20 protein-coding genes are annotated in these 19,716 nt (G+C 45.5%); 11 read left to right on the top strand and 9 right to left on the bottom strand.

Going from position 1 to position 19,716, the window contains the following annotated elements; translation table 11 throughout:
- Window positions 1-25 precede the first annotated feature (25 nt).
- From H8K55_RS08915 to H8K55_RS08895, 6 genes are all read right to left on the bottom strand, one after another.
- Window positions 26-256: a DUF2970 domain-containing protein gene (locus H8K55_RS08915; protein WP_186941745.1), complete on the bottom strand. Its 231-nt coding sequence runs from the start codon at window positions 254-256 to the stop codon at window positions 26-28.
- Window positions 257-268: 12 nt separating this feature from the next.
- A complete protein-coding gene (locus tag H8K55_RS08910; protein WP_186941744.1) occupies window positions 269-907 on the bottom strand; it encodes a cytochrome c oxidase assembly protein in 639 nt (212 codons plus the stop codon).
- 17 nt (window positions 908-924) lie between these two features.
- Complete coding sequence (locus H8K55_RS21585) at window positions 925-1,029, bottom strand: cytochrome oxidase small assembly protein (protein ID WP_222612416.1); 105 nt, start codon at window positions 1,027-1,029, stop codon at window positions 925-927.
- A gap of 41 nt (window positions 1,030-1,070) precedes the next feature.
- Window positions 1,071-2,684, bottom strand: a complete 1,614-nt coding sequence (gene ctaD / locus H8K55_RS08905; protein WP_186941743.1) for a cytochrome c oxidase subunit I — start codon at window positions 2,682-2,684, stop codon at window positions 1,071-1,073.
- Window positions 2,685-2,701: 17 nt separating this feature from the next.
- Window positions 2,702-3,892, bottom strand: coding sequence for a cytochrome c oxidase subunit II (gene coxB, locus H8K55_RS08900; protein ID WP_186941742.1), 1,191 nt, complete (start codon window positions 3,890-3,892; stop codon window positions 2,702-2,704).
- A 217-nt stretch (window positions 3,893-4,109) separates the two neighbouring features.
- Window positions 4,110-5,021, bottom strand: coding sequence for a methyltransferase domain-containing protein (locus tag H8K55_RS08895; RefSeq protein WP_186941741.1), 912 nt, complete (start codon window positions 5,019-5,021; stop codon window positions 4,110-4,112).
- A 162-nt stretch (window positions 5,022-5,183) separates the two neighbouring features.
- Here H8K55_RS08895 and H8K55_RS08890 point away from each other — a divergent pair, with 162 nt between their 5' ends.
- From H8K55_RS08890 to H8K55_RS08845, 10 genes are all read left to right on the top strand, one after another.
- Window positions 5,184-5,894, top strand: coding sequence for a ComF family protein (locus H8K55_RS08890; protein WP_186941740.1), 711 nt, complete (start codon window positions 5,184-5,186; stop codon window positions 5,892-5,894).
- 132 nt (window positions 5,895-6,026) lie between these two features.
- Window positions 6,027-6,497 carry a tRNA (uridine(34)/cytosine(34)/5-carboxymethylaminomethyluridine(34)-2'-O)-methyltransferase TrmL gene (gene trmL, locus H8K55_RS08885; RefSeq protein ID WP_186941739.1) on the top strand — a complete coding sequence of 157 codons (471 nt, stop codon included), beginning with the start codon at window positions 6,027-6,029 and terminating at the stop codon, window positions 6,495-6,497.
- Between the two features lie 753 nt (window positions 6,498-7,250).
- Window positions 7,251-7,619 carry a response regulator gene (locus tag H8K55_RS08880; protein ID WP_186941738.1) on the top strand — a complete coding sequence of 123 codons (369 nt, stop codon included), beginning with the start codon at window positions 7,251-7,253 and terminating at the stop codon, window positions 7,617-7,619.
- A gap of 10 nt (window positions 7,620-7,629) precedes the next feature.
- Window positions 7,630-7,911: an STAS domain-containing protein gene (locus H8K55_RS08875; protein ID WP_186941737.1), complete on the top strand. Its 282-nt coding sequence runs from the start codon at window positions 7,630-7,632 to the stop codon at window positions 7,909-7,911.
- Window positions 7,912-7,946: 35 nt separating this feature from the next.
- Window positions 7,947-10,154: a chemotaxis protein CheA gene (locus H8K55_RS08870; protein WP_186941736.1), complete on the top strand. Its 2,208-nt coding sequence runs from the start codon at window positions 7,947-7,949 to the stop codon at window positions 10,152-10,154.
- A gap of 204 nt (window positions 10,155-10,358) precedes the next feature.
- Window positions 10,359-13,541: a methyl-accepting chemotaxis protein gene (locus H8K55_RS22290; RefSeq protein WP_186941735.1), complete on the top strand. Its 3,183-nt coding sequence runs from the start codon at window positions 10,359-10,361 to the stop codon at window positions 13,539-13,541.
- A 9-nt stretch (window positions 13,542-13,550) separates the two neighbouring features.
- The gene (locus H8K55_RS08860; RefSeq protein WP_186941734.1) at window positions 13,551-14,126 is read left to right on the top strand and encodes a chemotaxis protein CheW; all 576 of its coding nucleotides are present in this window, start codon (window positions 13,551-13,553) and stop codon (window positions 14,124-14,126) included.
- Window positions 14,116-14,949 (top strand): CheR family methyltransferase, encoded by an 834-nt coding sequence (locus H8K55_RS08855; protein WP_186941733.1) that lies wholly within the window; start codon window positions 14,116-14,118, stop codon window positions 14,947-14,949. The genes H8K55_RS08860 and H8K55_RS08855 overlap by 11 nt, the downstream gene beginning before the upstream one ends.
- Window positions 14,950-14,992: 43 nt before the next feature.
- Window positions 14,993-15,484, top strand: coding sequence for a chemotaxis protein CheD (locus H8K55_RS08850; protein WP_186941732.1), 492 nt, complete (start codon window positions 14,993-14,995; stop codon window positions 15,482-15,484).
- The gene (locus tag H8K55_RS08845; protein ID WP_230408541.1) at window positions 15,484-16,572 is read left to right on the top strand and encodes a protein-glutamate methylesterase/protein-glutamine glutaminase; all 1,089 of its coding nucleotides are present in this window, start codon (window positions 15,484-15,486) and stop codon (window positions 16,570-16,572) included. Before H8K55_RS08850 ends, H8K55_RS08845 begins: the two co-directional genes overlap by 1 nt.
- A 28-nt stretch (window positions 16,573-16,600) precedes the next feature.
- Here H8K55_RS08845 and H8K55_RS08840 read toward each other — a convergent pair whose 3' ends face one another.
- Together H8K55_RS08840 and rfaE2 are read right to left on the bottom strand one after the other, a co-directional pair.
- Entirely contained in the window at window positions 16,601-17,359 is a 759-nt protein-coding gene (locus tag H8K55_RS08840; protein WP_186941731.1) for a response regulator, read from the bottom strand.
- Between the two features lie 109 nt (window positions 17,360-17,468).
- Entirely contained in the window at window positions 17,469-17,960 is a 492-nt protein-coding gene (rfaE2, locus tag H8K55_RS08835) for a D-glycero-beta-D-manno-heptose 1-phosphate adenylyltransferase (protein ID WP_186941730.1), read from the bottom strand.
- Window positions 17,961-18,148: 188 nt separating this feature from the next.
- Here rfaE2 and H8K55_RS08830 point away from each other — a divergent pair, with 188 nt between their 5' ends.
- Window positions 18,149-18,709 carry a glutathione peroxidase gene (locus H8K55_RS08830; protein ID WP_186941729.1) on the top strand — a complete coding sequence of 187 codons (561 nt, stop codon included), beginning with the start codon at window positions 18,149-18,151 and terminating at the stop codon, window positions 18,707-18,709.
- A 120-nt stretch (window positions 18,710-18,829) separates the two neighbouring features.
- Here the strand turns inward: H8K55_RS08830 and H8K55_RS08825 are convergent, their stop codons facing one another.
- Window positions 18,830-19,690, bottom strand: coding sequence for a PhaM family polyhydroxyalkanoate granule multifunctional regulatory protein (locus H8K55_RS08825; protein WP_186941728.1), 861 nt, complete (start codon window positions 19,688-19,690; stop codon window positions 18,830-18,832).
- Between the last annotated feature and the right edge of the window lie 26 nt (window positions 19,691-19,716).

The following is a 19,716-nucleotide window of genomic DNA, read 5'->3' as shown; positions in this document are numbered from 1 at the left end:
TAAATTCAGTTGACAACTAATTTCTTTATTTTGCTACGACGTTTTTCACAATCACGATCAAGATCGTGATGAAAATCGCCGCACCTATCAAGCCCGCAATGATCACATGAATAGGGTTCAATTGCGCAGCATCTTTTTCATAAGCACTTCTTTTGCGTATTCCCAAGAACGACCACAATACCGCCTTCATTGTTGCCAAAAACGATGCTTTGCGTTTTGCTGCATGCTTTAAACTTGCTTGCTTTAGGTCGTCCATTTTTACCAATCTTTAAGAACCCGTTTTGCTTGCCTCAGGCTTTAAGCCGACTTCAAAAAACGTGTAAGACAAAGTAATAGTCTTCACTTCTTTCGGCAATGCAGGATCAATAAAAAATGATACGGGCATTTGACGTGCTTCATTTGCTTCTAAAGTCTGCTGCTTAAAACAAAAACATTCCATCTTCTTGAAAAATGCCGCGGCTTGTTGCGGTGCGTAGCTTGGAATCGCTTGGGCATCCATTTTATAGGATTGCTTATTCACGACTTCATACACTACTTGCGCCATCTCACCCGGATGCACTTGCATGCTAGCCACAGTTGGTCGAAACCTCCATGGTCCTTGTGTATTCGCGTCAAACTCAACAGTGACCAAACGACTTTTATCGATTTGCGAATTCACTACTGCATCAGCAGAAATATCTTTGGGCGTCAAAATATTGATGCCAGTAATTTCACAGATCTGCTTGTACAGCGGAATCAAAGCGTAACCAAAACCAAACATCATGACCGCGATAACCAGTAATTTCTTTAACATCAAGAAATTCAGTTTTTTATTCTCGGTCACTTCTTCGACAGTTGCTTGACTATTTTCTTGCGCTACTGATTGCTCTGCTTTTTGCTTTGCTTCCTGCTTTAGTTCATCCGACATGGTAATCCGATTCAGCCTTAACGAAACAAAGTTTGCTTTACAAAGATACCAATGAAAAACACCAGCACGACAGAAGCCAAAATCAATGCTGTGGTGAGATTACTTTTCTTTTGGTTTTTCATTTTCGCGCAACCCCGACTTGCGCCGGGGTCAATTTCCATATTTATTTAACGACAGGTGGTTCTTCGAATGTGTGGAATGGTGCTGGACTTGGTACTGTCCATTCCAAACCTTCCGCGCCTTCCCATGGTTTTGCATCAGCAGGCTTACCGCCTTTAATCGATGGAATGACCACGAACAACATGAAATACACTTGCATCAAACCAAAGCCAAACGCACCGACAGAAGCGATCTGATTAAAGTCTGCAAATTGTGCAGGATAATCAGCATAACGACGTGGCATCCCTGCCAATCCCAAGAAATGCATAGGGAAGAAAGTCACATTAAAGAAAATCAATGACAACCAGAAATGGATCTTACCGCGTGTTTCGTTGTACATGAATCCTGTCCATTTTGGTCCCCAGTAGTAGAAGCCAGCGAACAAGGCAAACAAAGAACCCGCCACCAATACATAGTGGAAGTGCGCAACCACGTAGTAAGTATCTTGCAGCTGGATATCAATCGGTGTTACCGCCAAAATCAAACCAGTGAAACCACCCATAGTAAATACGAAGATGAAACCAACTGCGAACAACATAGGTGTTTCGAAAGTCATCGAACCTTTCCACATCGTTGCAATCCAGTTAAACACTTTCACGCCAGTTGGAATCGAAATCAACATCGTTGCATACATGAAGAACAACTGTGCCGTAACTGGCATACCAGTTGTAAACATGTGATGCGCCCAAACGATGAAAGACAAAATCGCGATAGAAGCAGTTGCATACACCATCGATGCATAACCAAACAAAGGCTTACGGGCAAACGCAGGGATGATTTGAGAAACGATACCAAAAGCTGGCAAAATCATGATGTACACCTCTGGATGTCCGAAGAACCAGAAAATGTGTTGGTACATGACTGGATCACCGCCACCAGCTGCATTAAAGAAGGAAGTACCGAAATGACGATCAGTCAAAGTCATGGTAATCGCGCCCGCCAACACTGGCATCACAGCGATCAACAAATAAGCAGTAATCAACCATGTCCAGCAAAACATTGGCATCTTCATCAACGTCATGCCAGGAGCGCGCATGTTCAAGATGGTTGTGATGATGTTGATCGAACCCATGATGGAAGAAGCACCCATGATATGCACAGCGAAAATCGCCATATCCATACCTGGTCCCATTTGTGTTGACAATGGGGCATACAAAGTCCAACCCGCTGCAGTCGCACCACCTGGTACCCAGAAGGAAGCCATCAACAAGATCGCTGCAGGTGGCATTAACCAGAATGAGAAGTTATTCATACGGGCGAAAGCCATATCGGAAGCACCGATTTGCAAAGGGATCATCCAGTTAGCAAAGCCAACGAAGGCCGGCATAATCGCACCGAAAACCATCACCAAACCGTGCATGGTGGTCAATTGATTAAAGAACTCTGGTTGCATCAATTGCAGACCGGGTTGAAACAATTCACTACGGATCAACAAGGCCATCACACCACCGGCCATCAACATCGTGAATGCGAACCACAGATACAAGTTACCGATATCTTTGTGGTTAGTCGCGAATAAATAACGACGCCAGCCGTGCGGATGATCGTGGTGATCGTGGGCGTGGTCGTCATGACCATGAGAGTGATCGTGTGCGTGATCAACTGCTGTATTACTCATCTCTATCTCCTGTTCAATTACTTACGCGCAGCCACAACTTCGGCTGGCTGGACGATATTTTCTGCGGACTTATTCGACCAGCTATTACGGGTATAAGTAATTACCGCGGCAATTTCTGTATCAGACAAAGTAGCTTTCCAAGCTGGCATGCCACGAATACCGTTCAAGACAACATTCACTTGAGCAGCTTTCGGTCCAGTGACAACTGCAGAGCCATCCAATGCTGGGAATGAGCCAGGAACACCTTTACCATTTGCCTGATGACAAGCGACGCAGTTTGCTGCGTAAACGCTTTCACCACGTTGCTTCAATTCATCGACGGTCCAGACTTTGCTTGGATCATCAGCTTTCGCTGCCATTTCTTTTTTCTTACCATCGACCCATGCGGTGTAATCTGCATCGGAAACAACGCGCACCACGATAGGCATGAATGCATGTTCTTTACCGCACAATTCAACGCACTGACCGCGATATGTGCCGATTTTTTCAGCCTTGAACCATGTATCGCGAACAAAACCTGGGATCGCATCTTGTTTCACGCCGAAAGCTGGAATAGTCCAACCATGAATGACGTCATTTGCAGTGGTGATAATGCGAACTTTTTTGTTGACTGGAACGACAACTTCATTATCGACTTCCAATAAATAGTTCACACCGCGTGCTTCGCTTGGAGCCAAGCCAGGTGCACCAACTTGAGTACGTGGCGTGGACAAAGTCGACAAGAAAGAAATGCCTTCGCCTTCGCCTTTGAGGTAATCGTAACCCCATTTCCACTGCATACCTGTCGCCTTGATCGTAATGTCGGCATTAGAAGTATCTTTCATTGCCACGACAGTTTTAGTTGCAGGCAACGCCATACCAATAACGATAAAGAAAGGCACGATAGTCCACAGAATCTCTACCGTTGTACTTTCGTGGAAAGTAGCTGGCTTATGACCCAAAGACTTGCGGTGTTTCAAGATGGAATAAAACATCACGCCGAAAACTGCGACAAAAATTGCCAGACAGATATACAGCATGAGGTTATGAATGGAGTAGATTTGCTCCGCGATTTGTGTCACGGGTGTTTGCAGGTTTAACTGCTTGACGGCAGGACCACCTGGGCTATCTTTAATGGCCCAAGCTGGCATCCCAGCAGCCAAAAGCGAAGCACCGAGCACCAAAGAGGCGCCAAGCGTTCTCGACTTTAATCGCATAGCATGTTTCATGATTTCCCCAAAAACCTATTAGAATTTTCAACAGAAGTTGCCATAAAATTACGCCGACAACTTCCACAACTGCGAGAGTATAAAGCGTAAAGCTGAGCTATATCAAGAAGAAATCATGGTACATCTGCGTAAAATCATATTGACAGGCAAGATTTTTGCTAGCGAAAAAAGCCGAGTCTGCTTTTTCTTTGAACATAAAAAATATTTAAAAACTTAATTATTTTTTCGGGAAATCAAAACGAATAATGGATTCCCCGCTGGCAAGTTTTGTCGGCACAGGTTTAAAAGCGTGTCCAAAAATAACCTCAATTGTCAAAGGAATTCGGCCATCACTTCCACGCATTTGTTCCAACTCCGACAACAGACGCGCAAATGCAGTTTTACCCAGCAAAGCTTGGCGTCGAGTCGCCAAAGGATTGCCGCCTAGCGCACGTACATCTTTCAGTAATTGCCGGGCATCCTGATAACGCAACGTAATTCTTTCGACATCCATCACTGGAGTGGCAAACCCCGCGGCTACCAACATATCGCCAAAATCATGCATATCGACGAAAGGCAAAGTGTGAGGAAAAGCATCGACTCTTGAAAACGCTTGTTTCAATTCGATAAACGTATCTGGTCCAAAACTGGAAAACATCACGATGCCATTGCGAGCTAACACCCGAAACCACTCACGCAAAACTTGATCGGGCTGAGGATGCCAGTGCAACGCCAAATTTGACCATAAAACGTCGACATTATTCGGCGCCAAGGGCATGGCTGCAAAATCACCACACAACAAATTCACACTTGCGGAATTAGACGACTTTAAATGGAAAAGACGCTGAAATAGTGAATTTTGTGAACTTTTTATTTGTGCGTCAAAAAATTCAGATCGCATTAACGCCTGCCACGAAGCATCCATCCCCATGATCGATTTAGCTTGAGGGAAGCGCGTCATCAAACGCGGCAAATCGGAGCCTTCACCACAACCAGCATCGACAATATGCTTCGCATCAATTTTGATCAGATCTAACTTCTCCGCCATTCTGTCGGCAATTTCACGACGTAAGAATTCCGCTTCTTGCAGACGAGATGGCCTTGCGAACAGGCGGCGCACTAAAGGCAAATGAATTGGAGCACTTTGCATGGTTTCAAAAAAGAATTTTCAAGTTTACACTTACTGGCTTGAGCGGTTGAAATAATGTGATTTTGGCGGGAGTTTAACCGCTCAACACACAATTTGCCGAATTTTGAAAAATTAGTAGAGCCAAGATAAGCCGACATCCTGACGAAGAACACACATCAAACTATGCAAACACTGCTTGAATACCTGCTACCTGGCTCTTGCGCGCTCTGCAAAATGCGTTCGAAGACCAGCATTTGCGATGGGTGTTTACAGGACTACATGCTAAACACTGCGCATCGTTGTCAACAATGCGCATTGCCACTGACTGCACTTGGTGATAAACGCTGTGGCACCTGCCTGAAAGATACGCCCGACTTCGACACCACACTCGTAGCCGTACAGTATGACGCGCCAGTTGACAGCCTAGTCCTGGGACTCAAGTTTGGTGCGAAATTGAATTACGCTGGAATCATTGCACAACAACTTGCAGACGCTATTTTGCGCCAAAGCACGCTCAGTCCGGTACTGCCAAGTCTCCTTTGTCCAGTGCCACTGAGCCGAGGCCGGCTAGCCAACCGTGGCTTTAATCAAGCATTAGAAATAAGTCGACCTTTGAGCCGTCGATTGGGCATTCCACTACAAGCAGATTTACTTTGGCGTACCAAAGAGACTTTACAGCAGAGCAGCTTACATCCCGATGCTCGTCACAAAAATATACAAGGTGCGTTCACCGTCAATCCTGTTTGGCATACTGCAATCCATGGTCGTCATATCGCTGTCATCGATGATGTGATAACGACTGGTACGACCTTGAATGAAATCGCAAAAACGCTGAAACGCTACGGCGCGGCACGTGTATCTAATTTTGTCTTTGCCAGAACCAATCGACATTAAACTGACGAAATACAGCCAAAACGGTGGCCAAAAAATTGCAGCAAAATTACGTCTAAGATTTCAACGGATTTCGAGAATAGATGAAGAAGATTGCGCTATCATGCTCAATTTGCGCAACTTCAAGGAATCGCTTTGTTTAACGTCGTTTTAGTCGAACCAGAAATCCCACCCAATACCGGCAATATCATTCGCCTATGCGCGAACGCGGGTGTGCAACTTCATTTGATAGAGCCTTTGGGTTTTCCATTGGAAGACAGCAAATTAAAGCGTGCGGGTCTCGATTATCACGAATACGCAAAAATGAAAGTACACAAGAATTGGCAAGCATTTATTGACAGCGAACAACCGCCTGCTGAACGATTATTTGCCATGACTACACACGGCTCCTCAACGTTTTCCAGCATTGCGTTTCAACCGGGAGACTATTTCGTTTTCGGCGCAGAAACTCGCGGCCTGGCCAAAGAACTACGCGAATCGTTTCCATTAAATCAGCGCATACGCTTGCCTATGCGTCCCGAAAATCGAAGTTTGAACTTATCCAACACCGTGGCGATCGTGGTTTACGAAGCCTGGCGTCAAAATGATTATGCAGGCGGTGCGTAGAAATTGACAAGCCAAGAAAATAGTAAAGCGACGGCGAATATTTCCTCCTACAGGCCATAGAACACGCCCACTGATCGAAACACGCCATCAGCAATAGCATTCAAACAGAACTTGCCCAACAGAGCGTAGGTCTGTCGGACTCACGTCTAGCAGAATACGTGACTCACAAACTCGAAGCCAAGCTTCCGCGGCACCAACTTAATCACAAAATATTGATCCAGATCAAGTTTATGACAATTTCCTAAGCGATCTCAATTTCTGCCAGCTTGGTTTGACTTTTTTAATGCTAAAAAACACCACAGACTTGTTGATAATTGCAACAAGTTCGATTAGAAGCATGCTAAGCTATATCTACAAGGCAACAAAATGCGTTTTGCGTCACAGTCAAAAAAGCTGCAAGAGGTCTCAACACTGTTGTAAGACATGCTTGAATTTCGCGATATTCAAGACTCTGTTTGATGTCAATCTGGAGAAATGAAGACTATGAATTTTATCAATTCCTCAGTCTGTATAAGCTTCACATGTGGTGCAAACGCGCTTCACTGTATTGCAAGCAAAATTATCTCCGCGCCTCTGTCGTTTTTTCAGCGACACCTAACTTCCACAATCAAATCAAACAATCAGCACAATTTTTTAGCAACTCACCGAAGTTGCTATTCCTAGCTTGATTGACGCCTGACGCACCAATTCCTTTTCTAAAATTCTTTGATTTATTTAGTCGTTTTCTAGAACGTTTAATCAATGAGGTATGAAATGCCAAAAACAGTATTAGTCGTAGATGATTCCGCATCGGTCAGGCAGGTAGTTGGGTTAGCACTACGCGGCGCAGGATATGAAGTAATTGAAGGCGTCGATGGACGCGATGCACTCGGAAAACTAACTGGCCAAAAAGTGCATTTGATTATTTCTGACGTGAATATGCCCAATATGGACGGTATAACCTTTGTACAGGAAGTCAAGAAGCTCCCACTGTACAAATTCACACCGATAATTATGCTTACCACCGAATCCCAAGAGGGGAAGAAGCTGCAAGGCCAAGCAGCTGGTGCAAAAGCTTGGGTAGTCAAACCATTTCAACCAGCGCAAATGCTCGCTGCGGTATCTAAACTGATCTTACCTTAAGAGGTGGACTGTGAATGCACATGCGATTTCTGGCGAGTTGACCATCTACACGGCGGCCCACGAAAAACAGCAGCTACAAGCATTTCTAGAATCAGGCGATGAGCTGGAGCTCGATCTCTCACAAGTTTCAGAAATGGACAGTGCCGGATTGCAAGTGCTAATCCTGATGAAACAAGAAGCCGCGCGGCAACATAAAAAATTGCGCTACTCCATGCACAGCAAAGCCGTGCTGGAGGTTTTGGAAATGTGCAACTTGACGGCAGCTTTTGGCGACCAGGTCATCTTGACCTGAATCACTCTCCCCAGCGCAATAGCGGAAGGGCAGGTATGAGTTTCGAAGACGAAATGAAAGCGGCGCTAGACACTTTTGTCGTTGAGAGCCGCGAATTACTACAAGACATGGAAGACGGACTGTTAGGTTTGGAACAGGACGAACACCCTAGCGATTCTATCGGTGCAATTTTTCGAGCCGCGCACACGATCAAGGGATCTGCTGGCTTATTTGGACTCGAACATATCGTTCAATTCACTCATGTAGTGGAAAGTCTTTTAGATATGTTGCGCAACGAAGAGATCCCTGTTTCTTCCGCATTGGTCGCAGTGCTCCTGCCTTGTCGCGATCACATCAGTACTTTGATTGACGGTATTGCCGTTGGCAATATGGAAGAAACACCAGAAGAAAAAATAGCGGGCAATCTTCTTCATCAACAATTGCACAGCCTGATGCAAGGTGAACATGCCGATTTGCGCTCTGACGTGATTACGCAGCAAGACCAACACCAAGCACAATCCTCTGGCGGTGGCGTGGTCGACTCAGGAAACTGGTACTTATCTCTGCGATTTGGTCAAGATTGTTTGCGCAACGGTATGGATCCACTCTCTTTCATACGTTACCTGAGCACATTGGGCGATGTAATTCATCTCATTACAATCACTGACAATATCCCAGCAATCGAGCAAATGGATGCGGAAAGTTGCTATTTGGGATTTGAAGTTGTTCTGAAAAGTAGCGCGAGCAAAGAATCCATCGAAAATGTATTTGAATTTGTGCGTGAAGACAGTGTGATTCGTATTGTGCCGCCGCGTAGCAAAATCGATGAATACATTACCATCATCAATAACCTTCCTGACGACGACGAATTGCTGGGTGAAATCCTCATCAAGAGTGGAGTGCTAACGAAACATGAATTAGATGCATGTTTGAAGTTGCAGAGGCAGACGCACGACCAAAAAGACAGTACAAATCATGAGGCACCAATTGGCGAAATTTTAGTCAGCCAAGAAATGTTGCAGGAACCCATTCTCAATGCAGCACTGCAAAAGCAGCAACAAGTTAAGGATACGAAAGCCCGAGAAAAACAAAATATTCGAGTTGATGCGGATCGACTCGATAGACTCATTGATTTAGTCGGGGAGTTAGTCATTGCTGGCGCTGGCGCCAATTTAAGAGCCAACAAATCCAACGACATCGCCCTACTCGAGGCAACGGGTGAAGTCATGCGTTTGGTCGAAGAAGTGCGCGATAGTGCGCTGCAATTACGTATGGTCCCTATCGGCACGACTTTTAGCCGCTTTCAGCGCGTGGTGCGTGATGTCAGTATCGAGTTGGGTAAAGATATTGTGTTGGAAATATCTGGTGGCGATACCGAGGTGGACAAATCCGTCGTTGATAAAATTGGTGATCCCTTAATGCATTTGGTGCGCAACTCTATGGATCACGGCATTGAGGCGGCGGCAGTCAGACTCGCGCGCGGCAAACCAGCACAAGGTAGTTTGCGACTGAACGCTTACCACGAATCGGGCAGTATCGTGATTGAGGTAAGTGATGACGGTGGTGGACTAAATCGTGACAAGATACTCGCCAAAGCGATCGAAAAAGGCTTAGTCCAGGCCGGTATTTTGCTCAGTGACAAAGAAATTTATGCTTTAATTTTTGAGCCTGGATTTTCAACCGCAGACCAGGTATCCAATCTTTCTGGCCGCGGTGTTGGCATGGATGTAGTCAAGAGAAATGTCACGTCTTTGCGCGGCAGTATTGATATTGACAGTGAAATTGGTGTTGGTGCCACGATGCGCATTCGCATGCCGCTAACACTAGCGATCATCGACGGTTTTTTGGTCAGCGTGGGACATTCATCTTTTGTCGTGCCATTGGATAACGTGATTGAATGTTTGGAACTTCCAACGAATTGTGGCGATCACGATTTTATGGATTTACGCGGAGAGGTCTTACCTTTCATCCGTCTTCGAGAATTGTTTGACATTCAGGGTGAAGTACCGCGCCGCCAAAATGTCGTCGTAGTCGGATACGGCGAATACAGAGCTGGCTTGGTGGTGGACCGCTTGTTGGGAGAATTTCAAACCGTGATCAAACCACTGGGAAAATTATTTGTTCATCTGGAAGGCATCGGCGGCTCTACCATTTTAGGAAGTGGCGAGGTGGCGCTGATTTTGAGTGTTAATGCGCTCATCAAGAACTGTACACGCCGGGCACATCAACAGAATTTGCAACTAGCCAATCCCAGCAATAGTTAGCATAGTTAGCGCAGTGAAGATAATGATTTAATTTGAGCAAATTAGAGCAATCAGGTTCATGCAAATGGAGCGAGTTGATCGTCAATCAATTCATTTTGCAGAAGATCCTCATGATGTTCGAGATCTATGATTGCGAGCGTAGGCCATAACGAATACGACATTTCAAGTTTTACCAAGGTCACAATCAGGACAAGGGGAAAATTAGTGAAACAAGAAACGATTCAATTAGTGCAGAGCTCTTGGAAAGAAGTGGCAAAACTTGGGCCCGAGGCCGCGCAGCTATTTTACAAAAATCTATTTGAAGCAGACCCGTCACTAAGACATCTGTTCAAAGGCGATATGCAGGCGCAGGGAAAAAAATTGCTATTAATGATCAGTGCGGCAGTCGCCAAACTTGATGACTTAAATAGCCTAGTTCCCATATTAGAATCACTAGGACAACGTCATGCTAGCTATGGCGTCTTAGATGCGCATTATTCGATAGTCGGTGCCGCGTTGCTCAAGACCTTAGAACAAGGTTTGGGGACAGCTTTCACACCACTTGTGCGCACCGCATGGACGGAAGTTTATGGAATTATCTCGGACACAATGATGCGTGCATCAGCATCACACTTACCACCAAGGAGTAATGCAATGAGTCAAAAGCAACCATCTTTTCTTTCAAAGATATTCAGCGGTGAACAGTTAGAACAACAAAATGAAGAAATCAATCGCTTGCGTCGCCAACTGACTGAACGCGACATGCAAGTCGCTGCGATGACCGATCTGCAATCGCAATTACAAACCAGCAAGGCTGAGCTTGATGCACTGAACAAAGCACAGGCGATGATTGAATTTAAGCTGGATGGAACCATCGTCACCGCCAATGATAATTTTTTGAGAACTATGGGTTATACACTGGACGAAATCAAAGGCAAACACCACAGCATGTTTGCAGAGGCCGGAGTCAGCGGCTCTTTTGAGTATCGTCAGTTTTGGGACAAACTAGGTCGTGGCGATTTCGAAGCAGGACAATTCAAACGCGTGGCGAAAGGTGGACGGGAAGTCTGGTTAGAAGCGAACTACAGCCCAATCTTCGACGCCAACGGAAAGCCGACTAAGGTCATCAAATTTGCGACCGACATCACCGATGCAAAGCTTCGTGCGGCAGATTATGAAGGGCAACTAAAAGCCGTCAGTAAAGCCCAAGCCGTTATTGAATTCAAGCTCGATGGCACGATCGTCGGTGCGAATGAGAATTTTCTGCAAACCATGGGTTATACCCTAGAAGAAATTAGGGGAAAACATCATAGTATGTTTGCAGAACCTGGCGTAAGTGCCAGCATTGAGTATCGTCAATTTTGGGATCGTTTGGGGCGCGGCGAATTCGAAACTGGTCGCTATAAACGGGTCGCTAAAGGCGGCCGCGAGGTTTGGTTGGAGGCTAGCTACAATCCAATTATGGATATGAATGGCAAACCATTTAAAGTCGTAAAATTTGCCACCGATGTGACTGCCGCAACGGTACGTGCGTCCTTCACCTTACGTGCTTTGGGCGGATTAGAAAACGTCGCAGTCAATGTGATGCTGGCAGACGAACAATTCAATATCGTGTATGCCAACACTTCGCTCAATGACATGTTGAGAATTGCAGAAGCGGATATTCGCAAAGAACTTCCGGCCTTCAACGCAAGCAAAATAATTGGCGCAAACATAGACGGTTTCCATAAAAATCCTGCGCATCAACGCGGCATGCTACAAAACTTGAATAGCACCCATAAAACCCAGTTGAAACTGGGGGGGCGCACCTTTGGTCTGACCGTTAATCCTATCAATGATGATAAAGGCGCACGCTTAGGCTATGTGGTGGAGTGGTTGGACATGACGGCAGCGCTGGCTGCACGTGAAATCGAAGTCAAAGCGGCAGCGGAAAATGCCCGGATCAAAAATGCTCTGGATAAGTGCACCACAAATGTGATGATCGCCGACGCAAACAACCACATTATCTACATGAATGAAACTGTCACTGCGATGATGCAACGCAATGAAACTGAATTACGTAAAGTCCTTCCGAATTTCAATTCACGTCAATTAATCGGCGAGAACATTGACGTATTTCACAAAAATCCAAGCCACCAACGCAGCATGCTGGCGTCACTTAAAACAAGCTATCGTACCCAAATTCAGGTCGGAACATTATATTTTGGTTTGATCGCAAATCCAGTACTCGATGACAAAGGTGAGCGCGTTGGCACTGTCGTCGAATGGGCAGATCGCACGGCAGAAGTCGTGGTCGAAAAAGAAGTAGGAGCTATCGTTGAAGGTGCGGTGAACGGCAACTTCACCAACCGTATCAATGAAGAAGGCAAGACAGGTTTCTTTGCCAAACTCAGTAACGATGTTAATCGTTTGATGGAGACAAGTGAGACAGGGTTGAATGAAGTATTGCGCGTGTTAGCCGCTCTGGCACAGGGCGACCTGACGCAATCTATTGATAAAGAATATTCAGGTACCTTCGGCGCTCTTAAAACCGCGAGCAATGAGACAGTCGATAAGCTCGCCAGTATTGTGACCGATGTTATCAATGCCACAGATGCGCTATCAAATGCATCCGAACAAGTGAGTGCAACGTCGCAAGCCTTGTCGCAGGCGGCTAGCGAACAAGCCGCTAGTGTCGAAGAAACCAGCGCAAGTATCGAACAAATGGCTGCCGGCATTAATCAAAATGCGGAAAATGCCAAAGTCACTGATGGCATCGCAGGAAAAGCCTCAAAAGAAGCGATAGAAGGCGGTGAAGCAGTTAAACAAACCGTGTCCGCCATGAAAGAAATTGCCTCCAAAATCGGCATTATCGACGATATCGCTTATCAGACCAATATGCTGGCACTCAATGCCGCCATCGAAGCAGCCAGAGCGGGTGAACATGGTAAAGGATTTGCGGTAGTCGCGGCAGAAGTCCGAAAATTGGCCGAACGTAGTCAAATTGCAGCTAAAGAAATTGGCGATCTCGCTAGTGGAAGCGTGAAAACTGCAGAACGAGCTGGTGATTTAATTGATGAAATTGTCCCTGGCATCGGGCGCACTTCGGATTTAGTACAGGAAATCGCTGCGGCATCGCAAGAGCAGTCTGCTGGTGTAGGGCAGATCAATACCGCGATGAATCAAATGAACCAAATCACCCAACAAAATGCATCGTCCAGCGAGGAGTTAGCTGCAACAGCAGAAGAAATGACTAGTCAAGCCGAACAGTTGCTCGAACTCGTCAGTTTCTTCCATCTTGGACAAAGTAATCAAACAGTAGCACCTGTATCCCATAACGAGCGGACTCCAGCTCGTTCAGCCCCTAAGCGCGTCAAACAAAATTTTAGTTTAAATGGCGTTGATGAAGCGAAGTTCGAAAGGTTTTAGGAGACTGAGATGAGCGCGATCAGCACAGCCAGTAACAAGAATTCACTTGCCGCTAAGCAGGACAAACAGTCACCCGAGTCAGGTCAATTTTTGACTTTTGTTCTTGGTGGGGAAATGTTTGCACTCGGCATTTTGAATATCAAAGAAATTATTCAATACGGTGATTTAACGGAAGTTCCGATGATGCCCAATTTCATCCGAGGCGTCATCAATTTACGTGGACGTGTGGTACCCGTTGTCGATTTAACGGCGCGCTTTAATCGCGGCACCACCAGCATTTCACGCCGCACCAGCATTGTGATTATCGAGATGGAACAGAGCGATCAAATCGAAGCCCAAAGCATAGGGATTGTGGTTGACGCAGTGAATGAAGTGATTGAAATTCCGAACGCAGATATTGAACCACCACCCTCGTTTGGGGCAAAAATCCGCCCTGATTTCATTAGTGGCATGGCAAAAAAGAACGGACGCTTTATTATCGTATTAAATTTAGACCAAGTGCTGTCCATCGACGAAATGCTGGCCTTGGGTCAATCGATCGATCAACCACTCGCGCTTACTTCAGAGTCGGAGCATGAACACTAAAGCGGCGCGGGCAACGAATCCAATCACGATACAAAAAAGTGAATTCGAGTGGATATCACGCTTCTTGTATGACCGTACCGGAATCGCGTTAAATGAAGGAAAGCAAGCTTTGGTTATGGGGCGCTTAGACAAGCGTTTGCGTAGTCGAAGCCTGAATTCCTACAGCGAATATTTTGCTTTGCTCGGCCGTCCTGGCTACGAAAACGAAACGACGGTGGCAATTGATTTGCTGACGACAAATGAAACCTATTTTTTTCGTGAGCCTAAGCACTTTGAATTTTTACAAAAAAAAGCATTTCCTCAATATCAGAAACAACGTCATATACGCATCTGGAGTGCGGCAAGTTCTAGTGGAGAAGAAGCCTATACCATTGCGATGACATTGGCAGAATATTTTCATAGCAACGACTGGGAAGTCATTGGCACGGATATTTCGACGCGCATGGTCGAAAAAGCGCAGCGCGGGTTATATCCCATGTTAGCTGCAGAAAAAATACCTACGCCGCTTCTCAAAAAATACTGTTTGAAAGGGCGCGAAGAATTCGAAGATTTTTTCTTGCTAGAATCTGCAATTCGCCAACGTGTTCACTTTAGCATTGCCAATCTCATCGATCCCTTGCCTGATTTGGGACTGTTTGAAATCATTTTTTTACGTAATGTAATGATCTATTTTGATCGAGATACGAAAACGCGCTTAGTTGAAAAAATCAGTGCGAAATTGCGTTCCGGGGGATACTTGATTATTAGCCATTCTGAGACTTTAAATGGCTTGGATTCTGCACTTAAATTAGTCGCACCTTCCATTTATCAAAAAACTACCTAAACCAAGATGAATTTCTCATTTTATTTTTTTCTTGGTATATCGTATGAGTGAGCCCAGTTTTTTTATAGATATTTTCTTGCAACCGGGCGAATTCTACTTCGGTGATCATGAGACACGCATACGCACAATTTTAGGTTCGTGTGTGTCAATTACGATGTGGCATCCGATCAAACGGATAGGAGGTATGTGTCACTATATGCTGCCAAAAAATAAACGCGCACCACATAATCCTGGTATGGATGGTAAATATGCGGAAGATACTATACGTTTGTTCCTACATGAGATAAAAGGAGCGCACACTTCCGCCCATGATTACGAAGTCAAGATTTTTGGTGGCGGCAATCAATTTCCGGGACAAGATCGTCGCGTATTTTCTGTGTCAGAGCAAAATGTAAACATCGGCCGCGAATTATTAGCACACCATGGATTTAAAATTAAATCAGAGCATTTAGGCGGCAACGGCCATCGCAATATTATGTTTGACCTGTGGTCTGGAGACGTGTGGGTTAAACATGTAGATAAGATTATGGAATAATGAAATCAAAAATCAAAGTTATGTTGGTCGATGACTCTGCTGTAGTCAGGCAAGTGTTATCTGCGCTTCTAGGCAAAGATAATGATATCGAAGTCATCGCTTCCGCTTCTGATCCCATCTTTGCGATGGACAAAATGAATTCGAATTGGCCCGACGTTATTGTCCTCGACGTTGAAATGCCGAGAATGGATGGCATCACCTTTCTCAAGCAGATCATGGCGATACGCCCTACCCCCGTCATTATCTGCTCCACATTAACAGAAAAAGGTGCTGCGACCTCAATGCAAGCCTTAGCTTCAGGTGCAGTTGCTATTGTCACCAAACCGAAAGCCGGGCTAAAAAACTTTCTTGAGGCAGATGCTGGAGATATCGTACAAGCAGTAAAAATGGCTGCAACGGCAAATTTACGCCCTATTCGCAATATGGGGGTCGCACCTCTCGTTCCAACAGCCAAACTCAAAATCGATGAAGTAATGCCAGCGCTCGACGCGAGTTTAACAAGTGCGATGGCGGTCACAACCGACAAGTTGGTCGCCATTGGCACCTCAACCGGGGGCACGCAAGCTTTGGAAGCAGTACTCTCAAGGCTATCAAAAACCGCCCCCGGCATTGTTATAGTGCAACATATGCCGGAAAAATTTACCGAAGCATTCGCAGATCGCCTCAATCGTATTTGTGCACTAGAAGTCTTGGAAGCCAAAAATGGCGATCGCGTAATTCCAGGGCGAGCTTTAGTAGCCCCTGGTGGTCGACACATGCAAGTAAAACGTAGCGGTGCGCAATATCATGTGGAGATATTGGATGCACCGCCGGTGAATCGTCATCGCCCATCGGTCGACGTACTTTTTCGATCAGTCGCCAAGTGCGCAGGTAGAAACTCTTTAGGCATCATCATGACCGGCATGGGTGATGATGGTGCACTAGGGATGCGTGACATGCATGACGCAGGAGCCGAAACTATCGCTCAAGATGAGAGGACCTGCGTGGTATATGGTATGCCTAAAGAGGCCGTTAAATTAGGTGCCGTCGACAAAATTGTCCCACTCGAGGCCATCCCTGGTCTAATTGAGAGTTACGGAAAAAAATAATGCAGGAAAGGTTTTCTCTATCGTACGATCAGTGGTGTCGCTTGGTAATCACGTCGGAAAGACAAGCACGGAAATTGTTTTTCAGATCCGAATTTTTGTGCAAGACGTAATCAGGATGCACCTGGTCATCCAAATGTTCAGAAGTCGTCAACAAAATTGTTTGGGATTTGCCACCGCGATTTCCCGATTTTTGTACCGCACTAATCAACGCAATACCGTTCAATCGCGGTATCTCCAAACTAGTGATCAGCACGTCAAACGGCTCAGATAACATACGACCTAAAGCTAGATATCCATCTTGAACAATTTCAACCCGAAAACCAGATGCGACCAAGATATCTCGCAATATACCGATAACGACTTCCGAAGATTCAACGATAAGTGCAGAATACAAAGTACTGGAAACACTTTGCCGCAAAATATGTAAAGCCGATTTTAATTCGACCGAAGGCTCAAGCCGTGCTGTGTAACTAAAACAAGCTTTGCGTAGCAAATCGATAAACGCCAGAGCCTTTCCACCAAACCCTTGTAGGCTTTGCGGGTGTTCAATCAACTGGCTCAACAGATCCTCCAGAGGATGGCAAATATCGCTGATCAGACTCATCCCATAAGTACCACCACTACCTTTGAGGCTATGTACCTCACGATATAATTCTTGGCACAAGTTCAAATGAAAACCCGTGCGCTCCAACTCCAATACTAGCTGCTCAATCTCGTCAATATGATTAGGTAGATCACGCAAGTAATTTTCGCGTAGTTCTGCTAATAGTGCTTTTACCTTTTCCATAGCTGACTCTTCAAATTGTATTGAAATTGTTTATTCGACTGAACTATGCGGGGAATTGGATTTTTTCATGCTTTTTTCGGGCTTTTTTGCGGCTTTACTTGATCTTTTTTCAGTCCTTATCAATTTTTTTCTGACGTAATTTATTTAATGTCTTCGTGGTCGATCGATCATGCTCAAAATTAATCGCCTGGACTTGCCCGCCATACGCCAGCACTGCTTTCCCCTCAGGAATACTATGCATATCGTAGTCGCCACCTTTTACATAAATATCTGGTCGTGCCAACTCAACTGTCTCGAGTGCAGTATCTTCTGCGAATGCGACCACCAAGTCGACCGATGCCAAGGCGGCGAGTACCGCCATGCGGTCAGCGCAAGTATTGATCGGTCTATCATCACCCTTGCCCAGTCGGCGAACTGATGCATCCGTGTTCACTGCCACAATCAATGATGCCCCTAACGCTTTAGCTTGCGCTAAATAGGTAACATGCCCTCGATGTAACAAATCAAAAACACCATTTGTCAACACTACTGGATGCGGCAAATCTTTTGCTCTGGCGGGCAACTGATCTATTTCACACAACTTTGATTCGAAATCTGGCATAAAAACTCAATGACTTTCATGTAAATAAAACGCTCATGACAACGGCGTCACCTAAGCAGGCATAGGTAATACTTTAACGTGCGACGACATAATCGGCAACTGGCAGCAGGTCTGTAAAAATTGCGCTAAGATGATTCCTTGTTTCCTATTTCAAAGAAAAATTTTAAACCCCATCAGAAGGAGTCACCATGTCTACGCTATCTAAATTGTTCACGTTTGCCGCCCTGTTATCCTGTTTCTCCTTGAGCGCACAGGCGCAAACTGAAGCTTGTCCAGAAGTTCTGCAACATAGCTTTAATCGCTTGCAAGATGATGCCCCTCAAAACCTGTGTCAATACAAAGGCAAAGTGACACTGGTCGTGAATACCGCCAGCTATTGCGGCTTCACCAAACAGTATGAAGGTTTAGAAGCACTCTATGCAAAATACAAAGACCGCGGTTTAGTCGTATTAGGTTTTCCATCGAACGATTTTGGCAAACAAGAACCAGGCACCGCTAAAGAAATCGCTGACTTTTGCTTCAACACTTATGGTGTCAAATTCCCCATGTTCGCAAAATCCTCAGTGCATGGCGATGACGTCAACCCGTTTTATGCACAATTGATTAAGGCTACCAATACAACGCCAAAATGGAACTTCTATAAATATCTGATCGATCGCAATGGTAAAGTGCTGAGCGCCTATGCGAGCACCACGACACCAGACAACAAAGGTCTCGTCGCTGCGATAGAAAAGGCGCTCGGCAACTAACTAGCTGCGTTGTTGAACCTCTCGAAACTGCCCTCAAGAAACGGGCTGGCATTGAAATATGTCGGCCTGTTTTGGTTTTAGGGATTTGGATTTAGCGATTTAGCGATTTAGCGATTTAGATTAAATTAACCTGGTTTTAGCGGTATTTTTCACAGTGCTTTTTGTCGGTACTTTGCTTGCCTTTTTGGCGACCGACTTACCCTTGCTTGCAGGCGACGACGTGGCTTTTGCTTTTACAGCTGCTGATTTCGCTGGCGTGGCACGTGGCTTGGTACCCGTGCCGGCTTTAGCAGTGGAAGTTTTTGCAACGCGCTTGGCCTGTGTTTGCTTGGGCTGCTCGTCACTGGCAGTTGTCTCTTCATCTTTCATCGCATGACTTAATGCTTGCTTGAATTGATCTTGCAATACTGTCCACCACGCTGCTGGATTATGAAATGCGCTTTGTTCTTGTGACGTCGTGCTGGCAGGATTTGTCTGTTCTGCTCTTGGTTCCGCTTTTGGTTTTGGTCTTTGTTCTTGCTCCTGCGCTAGTTCCGCATCAGGTTCCGCCTCATCTTCAGGCAGTTCCTCTTCTTCATTTTCTTCAACGCTGGGCTCTGGTACCGCAGTTGTACTCGCACTGTGGCTATTGCCGTGCATAGGCCAACTCGTATGATTGCTATTCGCTGCCTGTGCCGATGCAGCAGATGCCGAAGATGAGGAAACATTTCCTGCTTGCGCAAAACTTTCGCCCATGGTTTTTAATGCCGAAATCGTGGCACGTTGAACCTCTAAGGCTTGTATCGTGCCTTTCAACATATTCATATTGACATTTAGCCAGGACTCCACCGTTTTCAGATCTTTTATCTGCTTGTCTAGTTCATCGACCGATAGGGTTGGCGTCACCATACCGGGTAATTGCATGTCGCCCCAGAGTTTCTTAACGAACGCTAAGGGATCATTCAAATTAGCACCTGTTGCTTGTTGAAAGGGATTTTGCATATGCACTTCTCCTTATACCAGTATCA

The sequence above is a fragment of the Affinundibacterium flavidum genome (assembly GCF_014284175.1).
GTDB lineage: Bacteria > Pseudomonadota > Gammaproteobacteria > Burkholderiales > Burkholderiaceae_D > Undibacterium > Undibacterium flavidum.
The sequence above is the reverse complement of the archived record's forward strand: the minus strand, read 5'-3'. Positions and strand labels throughout refer to the sequence as shown.

Excerpts from the sequence above, each read along its gene's own strand:
- H8K55_RS08915 (WP_186941745.1), bottom strand. The coding sequence starts at position 256 with ATGGACGACCTAAAGCAAGCAAGTTTAAAGCATGCAGCAAAACGCAAA.
- H8K55_RS08910 (WP_186941744.1), bottom strand. The coding sequence starts at position 907 with ATGTCGGATGAACTAAAGCAGGAAGCAAAGCAAAAAGCAGAGCAATCA.
- H8K55_RS21585 (WP_222612416.1), bottom strand. The coding sequence starts at position 1,029 with ATGAAAAACCAAAAGAAAAGTAATCTCACCACAGCATTGATTTTGGCT.
- ctaD (WP_186941743.1), bottom strand. The coding sequence starts at position 2,684 with ATGAGTAATACAGCAGTTGATCACGCACACGATCACTCTCATGGTCAT.
- coxB (WP_186941742.1), bottom strand. The coding sequence starts at position 3,892 with ATGAAACATGCTATGCGATTAAAGTCGAGAACGCTTGGCGCCTCTTTG.
- H8K55_RS08895 (WP_186941741.1), bottom strand. The coding sequence starts at position 5,021 with ATGCAAAGTGCTCCAATTCATTTGCCTTTAGTGCGCCGCCTGTTCGCA.
- H8K55_RS08890 (WP_186941740.1), top strand. The coding sequence starts at position 5,184 with ATGCAAACACTGCTTGAATACCTGCTACCTGGCTCTTGCGCGCTCTGC.
- H8K55_RS08880 (WP_186941738.1), top strand. The coding sequence starts at position 7,251 with ATGCCAAAAACAGTATTAGTCGTAGATGATTCCGCATCGGTCAGGCAG.
- H8K55_RS08870 (WP_186941736.1), top strand. The coding sequence starts at position 7,947 with ATGAGTTTCGAAGACGAAATGAAAGCGGCGCTAGACACTTTTGTCGTT.
- H8K55_RS08860 (WP_186941734.1), top strand. The coding sequence starts at position 13,551 with ATGAGCGCGATCAGCACAGCCAGTAACAAGAATTCACTTGCCGCTAAG.
- H8K55_RS08855 (WP_186941733.1), top strand. The coding sequence starts at position 14,116 with ATGAACACTAAAGCGGCGCGGGCAACGAATCCAATCACGATACAAAAA.
- H8K55_RS08850 (WP_186941732.1), top strand. The coding sequence starts at position 14,993 with ATGAGTGAGCCCAGTTTTTTTATAGATATTTTCTTGCAACCGGGCGAA.
- H8K55_RS08845 (WP_230408541.1), top strand. The coding sequence starts at position 15,484 with ATGAAATCAAAAATCAAAGTTATGTTGGTCGATGACTCTGCTGTAGTC.
- H8K55_RS08840 (WP_186941731.1), bottom strand. The coding sequence starts at position 17,359 with ATGGAAAAGGTAAAAGCACTATTAGCAGAACTACGCGAAAATTACTTG.
- rfaE2 (WP_186941730.1), bottom strand. The coding sequence starts at position 17,960 with ATGCCAGATTTCGAATCAAAGTTGTGTGAAATAGATCAGTTGCCCGCC.
- H8K55_RS08830 (WP_186941729.1), top strand. The coding sequence starts at position 18,149 with ATGTCTACGCTATCTAAATTGTTCACGTTTGCCGCCCTGTTATCCTGT.
- H8K55_RS08825 (WP_186941728.1), bottom strand. The coding sequence starts at position 19,690 with ATGCAAAATCCCTTTCAACAAGCAACAGGTGCTAATTTGAATGATCCC.